This is a genomic window from Acinetobacter calcoaceticus ANC 3811, assembly GCF_000399665.1.
Taxonomy (GTDB): domain Bacteria; phylum Pseudomonadota; class Gammaproteobacteria; order Pseudomonadales; family Moraxellaceae; genus Acinetobacter; species Acinetobacter calcoaceticus_B.
The window spans coordinates 2,209,224-2,224,881 of record NZ_KB976986.1; the positions used below are offsets into that span (position 1 = coordinate 2,209,224).

Here is a 15,658-nt window from a genome sequence, read left to right on the forward strand (position 1 = left end):
GACGAATGCAAATCTAATCACATTAAAATAAAAACCACATAAAAAGTGGCAATGACTGCCATTTTTTGATTAGTTAAAAGCACCATTTCTAGGCACAATACTAAAGCTACTATTTAAACGTCCACCAGTAATCGCAAGCTCACCTAAACGTGCACCTGCACCAGTTGAAGGTGGGTAAAAATTAATATCTTTAACACGCAATGCGCCGTCGATACTCTTATCAGGATTAAAATAAACCGCCGTATTTACGCCAACTTTACCTAAACCACTTGCACTGTCTTTACCAACAACTAAAGCAGTATTAAACGCAAGCTTTCCAGTAATATTATCAAAGCCAATTGCAGAACCATCGATCGGATCACTAATTTGAACCGTATTTCCAGTTGCTGTGGCAGGCATGGTGAAATCACCGAGTACAGTTAGAGCACTACCATCTGCAATTGAACTGTTTGGCACGATCGATAAGTTAAGATCTCCACCTAAACGCAGTTTTAGACCAAATAAGACATCATTATTTCTGGCAAAGTTATCAATTGGTGAGGTACATGAACCGGTAGCTGGACAAGTTTTATATTTTGCCCCAGGTAAATAACCTGCTGCAATTTCAGTTGATAAAGCAAGTAGCATCTCTTTTAAACTAATATTAAGACTGCCATTTTCTAAACCAATGCTTCCATTGCCTTTGACGAACATATCAATGTTACGTAACCCCATATAATAATCAGTCGGGTTACCCGCATTATTCGCATTTGGAGAACCATCAATTAATAAAATTGAGGTCGTTTTAGTTCCAGTCGCATCACGTCCAGTAGTTCCAGCAGCAATACCAAAACCTAAACGCGAAGTCGTTCCTGATGCAGCAACAACATTCTGAACAGGTTTACCATTGGCATCTTTTGTATAGTAATAAGCACTATTTGCTGGCGCGTCTAAACCATAAACAGCAGCATTAGCATTTAAGTTATAAAAAGGTAATGCCAAGCCCCACTGGTTGTTTGCACCATTGTCTGCAAACTGATTTGCAGGAGCGACATTCGCACTTGTCGTAAAACGACCACGTCTTGAAAATGCTTGAAACTCTGCTCCACGCATAGCAAGAATTAAACTGAATGGATTAGTAACCGTATCACGGTGAATGTTATGTTGATAATCAGCAGCTGTTGTTAAAGTACCACTGCCTAAACGAATTGCATTTAAAGTCGCGTTGTTTGGCATTAATAAGGTTTTTGTATCAGCAAGATTTAGATAAATATTTCCGCTGTCAAAATAACCACGCGTAGCTGAGTTAAGACCAGTTAAATTGCCAAACTCGAAACCGTAAGCATTCAGACCCGCTCCACCAATTTCTAAAGTGGTCGCTTTGCCATCTGTGCCTAGCATTGAATCATTATCTTTGGTGAATTCACCTTTCATACGAAAGGCAATGCCAGAATTACCTAAAATACTATTACTTGAACCTGTACCCGCAGCGGTATTTGCCGTACCTAATGTTGTTGAATCTGACGTACCGTCCATACCACGGAGTTGTAAATAACTATTTACCATACGTCCGCTAGCACCTAAACGAATCAAACCTTTCGCATTTTGTGGGCTATTAGTTGCATCTAAAGCATAAGGGTTAGTTTTATCTACATTCGAGCTGAGCATCACCTCAATATTCAGGCCTGAATTGGTTACTTTTCCGCTACTGTCAACATATGTACCCGCAGTTAAACCAGAAGCTGAATCTGCTACACGGTTAAAATCAACATAGCCATAGGTACTATTCGGAGTTTGCCCTACACCAGCAACATTAGTTCCAGTATTTGTCTGTAAAACTAAGCCACGAGTTGGGTCAATCAACATGGCCCCTTTACCAACAAAATTAAAGTTAAAATTTCTTAAAATTAACTGATTTAGCTGGCTGCGAGCATCCAATTGCCCTAGATAAATATTGGCATTATTAATACCAAGCGTCATGCTTGACTGACTATTTGCATTAAATAGCCCATCTTGGGTTGTAAGTGCCAAATTTAAAGGAGAAGTCGTTTGAATAGCCAACTGCCCTAAAGTTGGCGAGCATGTAGCTGAACTATTACAAACTTTAAAACTATTTACGGTAATAAGTGATGGACTACTTTGCATAGAAAAGTCTAGTCCAGTTTTACCCGTAGTTGGGTTACTCCCTACATCTAAACGATAATTAGTGCTTAAAGGTTGGCTAGATGCATTACTTTTTTGGACTTTTACACCACTTGCTTGAGCTCTTAATACCTGATCAGCACTTGTTGGCGTACCAGCATGGTCATCCCAGTAAGCATTATCAATATTAATTTCATTAAACGTAGTTTGAATAGAGATCCCATCTTGTCCATTGACGGCACTCAAATCAGCATCTGTTAAAGCTTCTAAAGCATAAATTTGACCACTCACTAACAACATGCTGGTTGCTAATGTATTTAAAATAAACTTTGAGCTGTGATTTTCTTTATTTTTTTTCATCACTTCAGTTCCTTTGAAATCTACATTACCCCTTAACAACGAGGATGGCTACCATCACAGCTAAAGACCATGACTTTTCCTTGAATAGCCAAATTCCCATTCATCATTAAACCCATGAACCCAGTTTCACGCCCATAGTCATAGGCTGATGGAGTTGCTGTAGCAACTTGCTGTGCAGCACTATTAGCAGTCGCAGCATATGTCGGTTTTTTGAAATATGCATAATCATACATATTTGCGCTCGAGCCTTGCGTTGTTGTTGAGCTGGTAAAGTTATCTTGTTCAATCGATAAAGCATTGAAGCCAAAATTACGAAATAAAATAGGTTGAGCTGAGCTAAAACTAAGCTGAATAGCAGGCTTAATAATTTCAGTATTACTTTTATCCAGATACTTTAAATCAGCACCATCCAAGCCCATTTTTTGAATATTTAAAGTTCCTTGTACACCTTTAAACACAAGCCAAAGTTTATTACCACTATCGCTATTTTCTGCCCAACCACTTGGTTTAGTTGCATCTGCTTGTACGAAACGTTTGTTAATCGCCAAGCCTAAATGACAGAACTCTACGTTCTCACAGACACCACCACTCCCATTATCAAATATACCGTTACTCGTCTGGTTTAAATTGAGCATTAAAGATAAATCAGCACCAGCCTGACCATTAATTGCCTGCAAAGCGTCATTATCTAAAGTTTGCAGCTCCGCATGAGTAACCGTTGCGCAAAGAGCGAGGATCAAAGTACTTAATTTTTTCATATTATTATCCTCCTCTTATAAACCTTTGGTTGTCAGTTTCAAATGTTGGATTAAAACACCGTCAATAACACCTGAACCCATGTTATTACTAATGGCTGAGCTAATTTGTGCCCCAGATAATTTATAGGTGTTCAAATCTGCATTTGGTGTGGTGGTAGACCAACGTCCATTGTTATAAAGTGCATCTGGTAAAGGTGTGGCAGTTGGTACAACATACTGAGCGCCATTTCCGGCATCAGCTAAGGTATAACCTGTATTATTTACTGTCGGGTTGTAATAAGAGGTATTGTCAATACTCGCCCAGTTAGCACCTTGAGAGTCAAATTTTAAACCTGTGCCTGCATTTCCAGTCCAGCCCGATGCTGTACGGTACTGCCAAGTATCATAACAAGTACTTAAGTTCAAAAATCCACAGCTATAACTGCCTGCACGACGTTCTTGATTTTGCAATTGGTAGAAGTTTTTAGTCTGCGTTATAGCCGCTACAGTGCCCGTAGGTAGTTTACCAAATGAAATACCGACCGCATCTTGTGTACTATTCCCTTTAAATGCTTCTAAAGTATTGTTCGAAGAATTATAAACAGTTGAACCAATTGAAATACTGCTATGTGTTGCACTAGAGCCTTGGTAAGTTTTACCACCTAACGTGACACTGGTGCCACATTGGTAAATATTACAAGTAGAACCTAAATAACTCGTATCGGCACCACTATAGTCTGTATAAATTTTCTTATAAATTTCAGGTTTATTCGGAATGCGTGCAAGTTCTAAACTAAAGTTTTTACCATCTGAGCTTAAAACTAGTGGTTGATATAAAGAACCCAAAACAAGGTTAATATTCGGGTTATAGAGGTATAAACCTTCATTTGCATCAAAAGTTGGAGCAAGCCCACCATTAATTGCAGGTGTTACCAAATTACCTTGAGTAGTTCCAGATTCACGCGTGCTCAAACGTAATACGTTATTCATAGCGCTGTCTGTTGGGGCAGTCCATGAACCAGTTGAAGTAACCGTCGTAGTTTGACTGCGAATCCGATATAACCAATCAGCGCTTGGAGAGTTATTACTTGGGGCACCCGTATATTGGGTACTATAACGATTTACCCAAGGCCCTACCGAAGATGTTGGAGTATTTGAAGTAATTGTCGCTCTTAAATTAGATGCATCACCGCTATTTAAACGAATAACACCAGCGAAACCTAAAGTATCATTATAAAAAGGACTCATTCCACCAGCAGATGTTGCGCCCCCTAATGTTTGGAAAAGCTGTAAACGACTACCATTTAAGCTAAAGTTATTCCAAACTCCTTGTAAACGAAGACGGTTTGCACGGCTTGCATCCGTACTCGTACCAATTAAGCCATTTGAGTCGCCATAATTAAATTGGTCTGCTGCACCATTTATTTTATTTGGATTTCGGACAAAGATATCTGACCATAAACCTAATTTCAGCTTATAGGCATCTATACCTGCGGAATCCTTCGTTCCAACCTCATATAAAGGAGCTTCCAAAGCTAAATAGGTTACTTGGCAAGATGGATCACTCGCACCACTACAAGTAGCCGCACTGAAATTAGGTACTGAGTTTTCTGTCGCGACTTTAAAAATCCATGGGTTGACGGCAGTCCCCCAACTTGAAATTGCAGCAGCAGTGTCAGTAGAAGCGATACGGCTATTCGTATCATTATCAGATTTGGAAAGCGCTAAACCATAAAGAAAAATATCTGCTTTACCAACAGCGCGATCACCGGAATCGACAGAGCCATTTTTATTGGTATCTGCTGCTGTCATACTTAAAGGACCGACAGGTACATAATTGATATAACCCGTGTCTTTAGTACGATCTGTTAATATCTGACTTGAGGTTTCATTAGCACCTGCGCCACGAAATACCATATAAGCATTCTGCGGCAAGATAGCAATACCTTCACCTGTAGTTGCACTTAAGCCCGCATCAGAAAGTTCTTCGAGTGCGAAACTAGCTTGGCTTATACAAAGCCCGATTAAACTTGCCAAAACGGTTTTTTGAAACCTTACCGTATAATTAAGTGTAGTCATCTTGACCTTCCTGTTTTATACGATGCCGCGCACCATATTTATTTTTCTTTAACAATCCTTGATGCCAGGTGAATCTATCCTTTTCACCTTAGGCAAAGAGGCAAATCCAAAAGATATTGCCAACCTTTCCACATTTCTATTATGCGGAATATTTGCACAAATGCAAAAAAAAGCATGTAAAAAATTACTTTTCCGATGAATGTAAAACAACTTAAGTTGCCTTCTCGGAATTTAACAAAAAGTTAAACCTGAACCATGGCAGTTTGGCTTAAAGTTTTGATTCGTTAACTGCAAGTTGCTTAAATTTAATGTGAGCGGACTATTTTTCAAATCAACTGTACCAATATTTACATCTAAATCCCCCAGCTTTAATAATCCTCCTAAATCAGAGGTTTGTGCTGGGTTAGCTTGTAAATAGGCAGAAACAGCCGTTGAAATTTGTGGAAAAAGAGGTGAAATATCAATCGCATCTTGCGGAATGATATTACCGACGTTAACTGGATTTGCAAAAGACATCCACCAACCTTTTTGAGCCACATCATCTGCTTTAGCGCCTGGCCATTGAAGCATTTGATTTTGTAGAGCAAGGTACATGGGTGAGTTAATTGGTAAATTATGAATAAGTCCCAATGACTGAGTTAAATTTAAATTCGCTGTAATATTTGAAATTGTACCATTCATATATACATTAGAAAATTTAGAACCTTGGCCTGCAATGAGACATGCTAATACACTACAGCTTGTTACTGTGGCTTCAACTTTACCACCCTGAGTATAAATACCTGTTGGTTCAGGATAAGCTGGGTCGTGTGGACCTGCCGCATTGTATTGCACAACACCATCTACTGGGTACGAACTACTATGCCCAACATAAATATTAGGGACTTTTACTGGAGCAGATAAAACTTTAGAACTGACTCGATTACCATTGACCTGAATTGGGGCAATTTCAAAATAGTTATTTTGAATGCCTGGAATATTAAATCCACCATCTGAAGTAACAAAGCTTACCTCAGCGGCCCCTCCTAAACCCAAAGCCTGTAAACGACCTGTAACTGCATTTGTTCCATATAAATTGTCCCGTGTAGCAGAAGTTGTCGCGTAACCTTTAATTAAACCACTGCTATCAGATTGAACTTTCATATAACCAGAAATCGAGTTAATGCCATTTGGCCTAGATGTATTTTCAGTACCTGCTGTAAGCAAGCCGATAAATTTCTCAGCACTTAATCTTAGACCTGCGACTTCACGGGTTGATGCAGAATTAGGATTTTTAATTGCAAACTCTATGAACGGATTTGTTAAAACAGCAGAAGACGAAGCACGCTCTTCACTAGACATCGCCAAAGGATTACCATTCGTATCGAACTTTTGACCACTTAGGCTTAGATTATCAATATCAATATCACAGCCACCCGCACCGTTAACACCACCACAACCTAACTGTAATTTACGAATATTGGTATTAATTTCTAATTCAGCTTCCAAGCCTAATTTATAGAAGCCAATATTACTACTATTGTCGCGTAGTTTTTCTAAATTTGCAGAATCCGTAGGCGCAATATAAGACATACTCATCAATGCTTGACCACGAGTTGCGGATAGTTCCGAATCTGACATAGGGACTAATGTAGAGGCAGCATACGCTGAAGAAAAGCATAAGCTTCCAAGCGCTATCGCTACATGAAGAGACGTAAACTGTCGCATGACCGACCTCCGTATCCTTGGGGGCTTAATCCTGTTTAATTTCTTTTTATTTGGTCTGTCTGAGTTTAGTAGATAACTAAGTAACCACTACAAAAAGACAACCTCTATCCAATATATTTGCTTTTAAATTCTGTGACGCAGAACAAAAAAACAAATCAATTATTGATCATATTATATTATTTCATACAAAAGGAAACTGTCATTTTTCACTATTCCGATAAACGCACTTCATGTAAATTTTATTCATAAAAGTGGGCCACCTAAGCGACCCATTATTTTAAAACTCTTCTTTATTTAAGAAAAATTATGTTTTAGGAAGTGTAACGCCTGTTTGACCTTGGTATTTACCACCACGATCTTTATAAGATGTTTCACAGACTTCATCACTTTCAAAAAATAGCATTTGTGCTACACCTTCCCCTGCATAAATACGGGCAGGTAAATTAGTGGTGTTTGAAAATTCTAAAGTGACATGACCTTCCCATTCCGGTTCTAACGGAGTCACATTCACAATGATACCGCAGCGAGCATAGGTCGACTTACCTAGGCATACAGTCAACACATTACGAGGAATACGGAAATATTCAATTGTACGTGCTAAAGCAAATGAGTTTGGCGGAATAATACAAACGTCAGACTCAATATCGATAAAACTTTTGTCATCAAAATTCTTTGGATCGACAATTACAGAATGTACGTTAGTAAAAACTTTAAATTCACGGGCACAGCGTACATCATAGCCATAGCTAGAGACCCCGTAGGAAATCAACTTTTCACCATTTTCATCAAAACGGACTTGATTCTCTGCATAAGGTTCAATCATGCCGTGTTTTTCGCTCATTTCGCGAATCCAACGATCAGACTTAATAGCCATGTATTTTCTATCCAAAAGGTAATTTCATTGATTGCGACGTACTTTAACGTAAAAAAGCAATTATGAAAACAAGGCTTGAGCTACTCTTCTCAATAAGAATAGCTCAGCAAGACTTTTAAAGGTTGAGTAAAGCAGAGTAGCTAATAGGAATTGAAAAGCTGACTAAAACGAGTGAAGCTGTTTTTTGCAAATTAGTCTGATTTAACCACGCAACTTTCTTAGAAGCTAAAAGTGATCCTAAGAAAATCCAGAATAATGCAATTGGCGTAATAAGCGCTAAGTAAGCCATCATATGAATCAAATAAATATGAAAATTGCTCCATGCAGCCACAGGAAAAATTGCTGAAGCAAAGAGTAAGGCTTTAGGATTCAGTAAGGTTGCACAAAATAATTCACGAGTACGGATCGTAGGCTGATTTAATTCAACTTCTTGATTTGCCGTATGCCATAACTTAATGGCTAAGAAAATAATATAGCAAGCACTCAATAGCTTAAGAATAGGCGGCAGCAATGGCAATGTGGTAGACACTTTACCAATCAGCATTCCCCATGCAGAAATAGCGATTACATAACCCAAAACTTCTGCTGGAATAAGTTTTACCGATTTCCGTAGTCCTACTTGCACGCCTGAAGAAGCGAGCAAAGTGTTAGTTGGACCAGGTGTAAGTAAAATTGTGGCTACTAAGCCAATAAAAAGCCATGAAATCATTGAATGACCTCACAATATAGTCATCTCAGATTAATAGATATCCTGTCACATGGCAAAAAGTAATTGTAAGACAAAGTTTTTAAAATCGTTTTTTAATTTAAAATAAAACAATTAAAAACAAATGCTTATAAAATTACCACAAAAATTGGTAAAGAAAACTTTACGGTCAGTTGTTATGTTTTTCAAATAATTTCGTACTTAAGTAACATAAGTATTTTTATTTTAAGTCTATTTTTCCATCAAAAGTCTTTATAATAAAAAATATATAGTGATGGTAAGTTTAAATTTTAAGCTTTTAATAAGTTTCAATTCATATATTGTTTCTGATTTTTTTATATAGAGCACCGCGCTCTACTACCTTAATGATTATGGCAAAGCACTTTTTTCAATCTTGGCTTCCCTCACCCGAGAAAGTTTCAAATATGAAATTTCTAAGGATTTTTGGTAAAAAGACCTTGAATCCTGTGCTTTGGTACGTCAATCGAAAATCAATTACCCGAGCTGTTTTTGTCGGAACCTTTTTTGGTTTACTGCCTATTCCTTTTCACAGTGTATTTATTGTGATGGCGGTCTTACTATTCGAAGTCAATTTACCAATTAGCTTAATGCTGGCTTGGCTTAGTAATCCTCTTACTTTAGTTCCAATTCTTTATATTGGTTTTTGGTTTGGTGCGCATATTTTTCATGTGCATATGATTAATAAAGAAATGCTGCTGGGTGTATTGCACCAAATTTCCCGCTGGATTACTCATTTCGGGCACGGGCACATTGATTTTAGTCTTGCGAAAATTTTAATGACAGGCCTAGTTGTCGAAGCTTTCGTATTTGCCGTCATTTTATATCTATCTACAGAAATTTTCTGGCGTTGGATGGTTATTAAAAACTGGAAAAGTAGACATCGTCATAAAAAGCAAGAAAATGAGGCTTTATAAAAACTCCAATCTTCTTGCTTAGTTTTAAATTATTATTTTGGTAGTTTTGATTTCATATACTCTTCGGCTACATTGAGTACATACTCTTGGCAAGCCTCTCCTGTACCAGGGTCATAAGCTCCGTTATTCGTAATATTATTAGATAAGATTCGAATTCCTAGAAAAGGAACATTCAACTGACTTGCGATTTGGGCAACTGACGCTGCTTCCATTTCCTCAACTGAAGTGCCATAACGTTGGTGGAAAAATTGAATACGATCAAGTTCGTTATTCCAAACATCTGCTGAACCAATTGTTCCCTCAACCACCTCACCTTTGTCATAACGGACTTTATGTGCCGCCATTAATAGCTCTTGATCACCTTCAAATTTGCGTATTGCAATCGGTTCCGGATCAGACTCATCTGTTGGCAAAACATCAAAAGCTTCAACCCAAGTGAGTGAATTTGACCCAGCACCCAATGGCTGTTTAGGGGTTCTAAATGCACCAATATTGGTCGCATATTTTCCTAAAACAATATCGTAAACGTGTAGATCTGGGTCGTGCCCACCGGCTGTTCCCTGATTAATGATCGCAATCGGTTTATAACGCTCGATAGCTAAAGCAGTTGCCGCAGCTGAGTTACTCATACCCATGCGAGTTTTAGAGATAATCATTGGATAACCGTTATAGGTACCCTTCCAGAACTTCCACCCACCAATTTCTTCAACAGTCTTATTCTCTAATTTTGAAGCCATTCTTTCCGATTCTACTGGCAAAGCACCCTGAATAATAATCGGCTGTAGTTTCTGTTTTTGTTCCTGAACGGTTGGTGTTTGTGCAACAGAAGAATCGTCATTATTGCATCCGACTAAAAATAAGGCACTACATAAACTGATTACGCCAAAAGCACATTTAAATTGCATTTTTTACCCTTTCTTTTTAAAAAGTGTAAAGTAGCAATCTACATGCCAATTTCAAGTTTAGCTTTGTTATTATAATTCAGTAATTTAATTTTTTATTTTAACCAGACAATAAAAAACCCGACTTAAAGTCGGGCTCTAATAAATTAAAAAATCCGCTTGTCATCACGTGTACGTTGAGGAATTTTTTCAATCTGTTCCCACATAACTTTAGCAATATCAATATAACTATCAGCTGCATCATCCATTGCTACAACACTTGGTTTACCCTGATCAGCATGCTCACGGATCTGAGCGTTTAAAGGTAAACGACCTAACAATGGAATGTGGTACTGCTCAGAGAGCTTATCACCGCCACCAATACCAAAAATTTGTTCTTCATGACCACAGTTAGAGCAAATATGGGTCGACATGTTCTCAACAACACCTAATACCGGAATGCCAACTTTGTTAAATAACTCAATTCCTTTTGTAGCATCTAGTAAGGCAACATTTTGTGGTGTAGTCACAATGATTGAACCAGTCACTGGAATACGCTGAGCAAGCGTGAGTTGAATATCACCAGTACCCGGTGGCATATCAATCATGAGTACATCTAAATCAGGCCAAAGCGTTTGATTAAACAATTGCATTAAAGCACCCGTTGCCTTTGGCCCACGCCACGCAACAGGTGTGTTGTTATCACCAGTTAAATGTCCAATCGATAAAACTGCCATTCCATAAGCATCTAAAGGCACGAAATTTTCACTTTCAATAAGAGGTGTTTTGCCTGCATTGCCTAACATTGTTGGAATACTTGGGCCATAGATATCAGCATCCAAAACCCCAACCTTAAGTCCCATTTTTTGCAAAGCAAGTGCTAAATTAACAGTAGTTGTCGATTTACCAACGCCACCCTTTCCAGATGAAACTAAAATAACATGCTTAATGCGCGGATGAAGTGGAACATCTCTTTGTTGAGGAGCAGCTTTTTGAATAGGAGGATTATTCGGATCAGGTTCTGATTTAGCTGATGCATCTAGCACAGGCGGTAAATTTGAACCTTCTTGTGTAGGGCGCTTCTGCTGAACTACATGCAGGTTTAATTCTTCAATACCACACTTTTCTAAAGCACCCACCAAATCATCATGAATTTGTTGCAAGTGCTCTTTTTCATCAGGAAAGGTATTAATGGTGAGTTGTAATACTCGACCTTGAACTTGTAGCTGACTAATGCGCTCTTTTAAAGCATCTTTTGAATGCGGTAGTAAATAATTTTGGAGTACGGTTTGGATTTCATCTTCTTTCACTTCTTGTGCAGGTGAAAAAACAGACTTCAATGAAGAAAGCCAAGACATATTGTTTACTCCAAAAACAGATCATTACAGCTTAATGGAGATAGTGTAACAGTATTGGTCCGCACTCGCTCACCTTGGGATGAATAATTACTCACTTACAATCTCATCTTTTAGGTCAGGAGTGCGGATTTTAGTTTAGATCAGCTTATTCAGCAGAATCATGGTTTTTCAATTTATTTAACTTATCAGTTGCTGTTTTCTTCAACTCGTCAAATTTTGCTGTTGCTTGAGTTTTTAACTCATCAAATTTTGTTGCAGCCTCATCTTTTAGCTCTGCTGCCTTAGCTTTGGCATCATCAAGTTTATGGCTTGCCTCAGTACGTAAATGATCGAACTTGTCTTGCAGAGTGTGCTGAGCATCTTCAAGTTTGCCTTTCAAATCACTTGCTTTATCTTCAACCGCCTCTTTACCAGCAGCTTGTTTCTCTTTTACATTTTCCTTTAAATCATCCAAAGCTTTTTCGCCTTGAGCTTTTGCATCTGCCGCTTTTGCCTTTAATTCGTCTACTGTATCTTCAACAGCTTCTTTACCCGCAGCTTGTTTAGCTTTTACGGTTTCTTTTAAATCATCCAAAGCTTTTTCACCTTGAACTTTTGCATCTGCCGCTTTTGCCTTTAAATCATCTAATTTATTTTCAGTAGTCATCGTTGTTATCCTCGTAGTTAATTAAAAAATTACCTGAATAAGTTATTAGTTATACATCGTTATGGCTTGTTTTCTGACCGTAACTGCAATTTGAAACAAAGACAATACAGGAAGATTCAAATATTTTTCGATTTGTTTATCTGTTCTAAAGAGAAATAACTTCCCCATTAAAAACCGATTTTTACAAATACTCATTGTTACCCAACAAAGATTATTATCCCGCCACTCAAGCACAGCTCTCGTCTTGCGCTCGGGCAAAGATTATTAACCTTTGCTTATCCCACCACTCAAGCTTAGCTCTCGTCTTGCAGTCGGACAAAGATTATTAACTTTTGCTTATCCCACCACTCAAGCACAGCTCTCGCCTTGCACTTGGACAAAGATTATTAACCTTTGCTTATCCTCGCTCATCAGTTAAAATCTTCCACCTTATAAATACGAATGAGAGAATGAAATCCGTGCGTAAAATTTTAGTCACTAATGCCCTTCCTTACGCTAATGGTCCAATTCATATGGGTCATTTACTCGGTTACATCCAGGCAGATATCTGGGTTCGTGCCATGCGGGCAATGGGTCATGATGTGACTTATGTATGTGCGGATGATGCTCATGGTACTGCCATCATGCTACGTGCTGAGGCAAACGGTATTAGCCCAGAAGAGCAAATTGCGAATGTTCAAAAAGAACATATTCGTGATTTTGATGGCTTCGGTGTACATTTCGATCACTATGATTCAACTCATAGCGATGCCAATAAAGCACGTTCAACAGATATCTATATTAAAAACCGTGAAGCTGGAAATATTGCAGTTCGTCCTGTAACTCAATTATTTGACCCAGAAAAAGGCATGTTCTTGTCTGACCGTTTCATTAAAGGTACATGCCCAAAATGTAAGTCAGAAGACCAATACGGCGACTCATGTGAAGTTTGCGGTACAACTTATAATGCAACTGAGTTACTTAACCCACGTTCAACGTTAAGTGGCGCAACACCAGTTGAAAAATCTTCAGATCACTATTTCTTTAAATTACCGAACTTTGCTGAATATTTACAGAAATGGACCCGTGATGAAGGTCGCTTACCTGTTTCAATTGCAAACAAACTTGATGAATGGTTTGAATCTGGTTTAGCAGATTGGGATATTTCTCGTGACGCGCCATATTTTGGTTTTGAAATTCCAGATGCACCAAATAAATACTTCTATGTTTGGGTAGATGCACCTATCGGTTATATGTCTAGTTTTGAAAACTACATCAAAACTAAACGTCCAGATTTAAACTTTGATGATTTCTGGAAAAAAGACAGCCAAAACGATGTTTACCATTTCATTGGTAAAGACATTGTTTATTTCCATGCCTTGTTCTGGCCTGCAATGTTAGATGGCGCAAACTATCGCACTCCAACTGGTCTTTTTGTAAATGGTTTCTTAACTGTGAACGGACAAAAAATGTCTAAGTCTCGCGGTACTTTTATTAAAGCAGAGACTTATTTACAGCATTTAAACCCAGAATATTTACGTTACTACTTTGCATCTAAACTTTCAGATAAAGTTGAAGACTCTGATTTAAATCTTGATGATTTTATTCAAAAAGTAAACTCTGACTTAGTTGGTAAAGTCGTCAATATTGCTAGCCGTTGCGCTAAATTTATCAATAGTAGCTTCAACAATACTTTATCTGCTGAATGCGCAGAACCTGAATTGGTACAAAGCTTTATTGATGCAGGCGATTCAATCGCTAGCGCATATGAAGCACGTGAATTCTCAATGGCTATTCGTGAAATTATGGCGCTTGCTGACCGTGCAAACCAATATATTGACGAGAAAAAACCATGGGCTCTTGCTAAACAAGAAGGTCAAGAGCAACAAGTTCTTGATGTGTGCTCAGTCGGTATCAACTTGTTCCGTCAATTAGCGGTGTACTTAGCTCCTGTTCTTCCAACTTTGGCGGAGCAAGTTCAAGGTTTCTTAAAACTTGAAAGCTTTAATTTCGAGTCACGTAAACAAATTCTTGTAAGCCATGAAATTGCGCAGTTCCAACCGCTCATGCAACGTGTTGATCCAAAAGCTGTTGCTGCAATGGTTGATGCATCTAAAGAGTCTTTAGGTACTCCTGCTCCAGAAGCAACTAAAGCAACGGCGAAAAAGGACAAATCTGCTGAGAAAAAAGCAGCTCCTGCTCCAGCAGTAGGTGAAGCAGAAATCATTGGTATTGAAGATTTCTTAAAAGTTGACTTGCGTGTTGCTCAGGTCGTTGAAGCAGGTACTGTGGAAGGTTCGGATAAATTACTTCAACTTACTTTAGACGTTGGCGAAGCTGAACCACGTAATGTATTCAGTGGTATTCGTAGCCAATACGCACCAGAAGACTTAAAAGGCAAATTGGTCATTATGGTTGCTAACCTTGCGCCACGTAAAATGCGTTTCGGTATTTCAAACGGAATGGTACTTGCTGCTGGAAATGGTGAAGGTATTTTCATTATTTCTCCAGATACCGGCGCGAAACCAGGCGATAAAGTTTCATAATCAGCCTTAATAAAAAAGCTTCCTAAATTGGAAGCTTTTTTATTTTATAAATATCAGAACTGAGTGAATCAAAGTATTAAATAAATTTAGAAAGCGAGTGCTTTCAAATTATGACCACGGCCACCCTTCACAAGGATTATTAAATAAAACATGTATGTTTCCTAACTCCTCATTTGTTAAATAACCATTCTTATTTTCATCTAGATAATGAAATAGCTCTGTTTGCTTGTTTTCACCTTGAAAACGTTTATCGCTCGGCCAGTTGTAAGGATAGAAATCTTCAACACGTTGAAATTCTTTTAGGCTGTACATGCCATCATGATTTAAATCATATTTTTCCTGAAAAAGCTCCCAATCTAAAGAAGCAGGTTCACATGCACTTACCATATTCAAAATACAGTAAGTTGCACATCCAGCAAGTAACTTAATAGTTAGATTGCTCATGATTATTCGCTTGTATATCGGAAATTTTGTAATCCTTTTCATGAACAGGAGTACCAACAATACTCATGGTCCGCTCATTTGCCGGTGGTTGCTTGCTCATCGTTCTCATCTCACATCCTGTAGTTAAGATGAGAAAAACTACAGAAATGCTCACCATTAGTTTTTTCATAGCGTGATCCTCATTTCTTTTTGTTTTATTTATTAAGTTACCACTTTTAAAGTGTTTAAGTGCTAAAAAAGATATTTCAATTTGTATATATTTTACGCAAAAATAAAGCCAGACTA

At 38.1% G+C, this 15,658-nt stretch carries 13 protein-coding genes; 2 read left to right on the top strand and 11 right to left on the bottom strand.

The features are described 5' to 3' along the window. Positions 1-69: 69 nt before the first annotated feature. From F935_RS11620 to F935_RS11645, 6 genes are all read right to left on the bottom strand, one after another. Positions 70-2,481: a DUF6160 family protein gene (locus F935_RS11620; RefSeq protein WP_016139104.1), complete on the bottom strand. Its 2,412-nt coding sequence runs from the start codon at positions 2,479-2,481 to the stop codon at positions 70-72. Between the two features lie 32 nt (positions 2,482-2,513). Then, positions 2,514-3,239 carry a DUF6160 family protein gene (locus F935_RS11625; RefSeq protein ID WP_016139105.1) on the bottom strand — a complete coding sequence of 242 codons (726 nt, stop codon included), beginning with the start codon at positions 3,237-3,239 and terminating at the stop codon, positions 2,514-2,516. Positions 3,240-3,254: 15 nt separating this feature from the next. Next, positions 3,255-5,297 (bottom strand): hypothetical protein, encoded by a 2,043-nt coding sequence (locus tag F935_RS11630; protein WP_016139106.1) that lies wholly within the window; start codon positions 5,295-5,297, stop codon positions 3,255-3,257. A gap of 231 nt (positions 5,298-5,528) precedes the next feature. Beyond that, positions 5,529-7,004 carry a hypothetical protein gene (locus F935_RS11635; protein ID WP_016139107.1) on the bottom strand — a complete coding sequence of 492 codons (1,476 nt, stop codon included), beginning with the start codon at positions 7,002-7,004 and terminating at the stop codon, positions 5,529-5,531. A 304-nt stretch (positions 7,005-7,308) separates the two neighbouring features. Continuing rightward, on the bottom strand, positions 7,309-7,878 hold the full coding sequence (gene dcd / locus F935_RS11640) for a dCTP deaminase (protein WP_016139108.1): 570 nt from the start codon (positions 7,876-7,878) through the stop codon (positions 7,309-7,311). A gap of 115 nt (positions 7,879-7,993) precedes the next feature. Beyond that, positions 7,994-8,587, bottom strand: a complete 594-nt coding sequence (locus F935_RS11645) for a LysE family translocator (protein ID WP_016139109.1) — start codon at positions 8,585-8,587, stop codon at positions 7,994-7,996. A 362-nt stretch (positions 8,588-8,949) separates the two neighbouring features. Between F935_RS11645 and F935_RS11650 the strand changes: the two genes are divergently transcribed. Continuing rightward, a complete protein-coding gene (locus F935_RS11650) occupies positions 8,950-9,519 on the top strand; it encodes a DUF2062 domain-containing protein (RefSeq protein ID WP_035366244.1) in 570 nt (189 codons plus the stop codon). Between the two features lie 32 nt (positions 9,520-9,551). Here the strand turns inward: F935_RS11650 and F935_RS11655 are convergent, their stop codons facing one another. The 3 genes from F935_RS11655 to F935_RS11665 form a co-directional block, all read right to left on the bottom strand. Beyond that, positions 9,552-10,424, bottom strand: a complete 873-nt coding sequence (locus F935_RS11655; RefSeq protein WP_016139111.1) for a 5'-methylthioadenosine/S-adenosylhomocysteine nucleosidase — start codon at positions 10,422-10,424, stop codon at positions 9,552-9,554. Between the two features lie 143 nt (positions 10,425-10,567). Further along, positions 10,568-11,758 (bottom strand): iron-sulfur cluster carrier protein ApbC, encoded by a 1,191-nt coding sequence (apbC, locus tag F935_RS11660; RefSeq protein WP_016139112.1) that lies wholly within the window; start codon positions 11,756-11,758, stop codon positions 10,568-10,570. 145 nt (positions 11,759-11,903) lie between these two features. Next, positions 11,904-12,404 (bottom strand): hypothetical protein, encoded by a 501-nt coding sequence (locus tag F935_RS11665; RefSeq protein WP_016139113.1) that lies wholly within the window; start codon positions 12,402-12,404, stop codon positions 11,904-11,906. 458 nt (positions 12,405-12,862) lie between these two features. Between F935_RS11665 and metG the strand changes: the two genes are divergently transcribed. After that, a complete protein-coding gene (gene metG / locus F935_RS11670) occupies positions 12,863-14,929 on the top strand; it encodes a methionine--tRNA ligase (RefSeq protein WP_016139114.1) in 2,067 nt (688 codons plus the stop codon). Positions 14,930-15,037: 108 nt separating this feature from the next. On the opposite strand, the gene F935_RS11675 is transcribed toward metG, so the two are convergent. Both F935_RS11675 and F935_RS18910 read right to left on the bottom strand, forming a co-directional pair. Further along, positions 15,038-15,373, bottom strand: coding sequence for an EF-hand domain-containing protein (locus F935_RS11675; protein ID WP_016139115.1), 336 nt, complete (start codon positions 15,371-15,373; stop codon positions 15,038-15,040). Next, entirely contained in the window at positions 15,354-15,542 is a 189-nt protein-coding gene (locus F935_RS18910) for an NF038215 family lipoprotein (protein ID WP_003653431.1), read from the bottom strand. Before F935_RS18910 ends, F935_RS11675 begins: the two co-directional genes overlap by 20 nt. Positions 15,543-15,658 lie beyond the last annotated feature (116 nt).

What these genes read in the sequence shown, in the direction of transcription:
- F935_RS11620 (WP_016139104.1), bottom strand. Translation starts at nt 2,481, where the DNA reads ATGAAAAAAAATAAAGAAAATCACAGCTCAAAGTTTATTTTAAATACA.
- F935_RS11625 (WP_016139105.1), bottom strand. Translation starts at nt 3,239, where the DNA reads ATGAAAAAATTAAGTACTTTGATCCTCGCTCTTTGCGCAACGGTTACT.
- F935_RS11630 (WP_016139106.1), bottom strand. Translation starts at nt 5,297, where the DNA reads ATGACTACACTTAATTATACGGTAAGGTTTCAAAAAACCGTTTTGGCA.
- F935_RS11635 (WP_016139107.1), bottom strand. Translation starts at nt 7,004, where the DNA reads ATGCGACAGTTTACGTCTCTTCATGTAGCGATAGCGCTTGGAAGCTTA.
- dcd (WP_016139108.1), bottom strand. Translation starts at nt 7,878, where the DNA reads ATGGCTATTAAGTCTGATCGTTGGATTCGCGAAATGAGCGAAAAACAC.
- F935_RS11645 (WP_016139109.1), bottom strand. Translation starts at nt 8,587, where the DNA reads ATGATTTCATGGCTTTTTATTGGCTTAGTAGCCACAATTTTACTTACA.
- F935_RS11650 (WP_035366244.1), top strand. Translation starts at nt 8,950, where the DNA reads ATGATTATGGCAAAGCACTTTTTTCAATCTTGGCTTCCCTCACCCGAG.
- F935_RS11655 (WP_016139111.1), bottom strand. Translation starts at nt 10,424, where the DNA reads ATGCAATTTAAATGTGCTTTTGGCGTAATCAGTTTATGTAGTGCCTTA.
- apbC (WP_016139112.1), bottom strand. Translation starts at nt 11,758, where the DNA reads ATGTCTTGGCTTTCTTCATTGAAGTCTGTTTTTTCACCTGCACAAGAA.
- F935_RS11665 (WP_016139113.1), bottom strand. Translation starts at nt 12,404, where the DNA reads ATGACTACTGAAAATAAATTAGATGATTTAAAGGCAAAAGCGGCAGAT.
- F935_RS11675 (WP_016139115.1), bottom strand. Translation starts at nt 15,373, where the DNA reads ATGAGCAATCTAACTATTAAGTTACTTGCTGGATGTGCAACTTACTGT.
- F935_RS18910 (WP_003653431.1), bottom strand. Translation starts at nt 15,542, where the DNA reads ATGAAAAAACTAATGGTGAGCATTTCTGTAGTTTTTCTCATCTTAACT.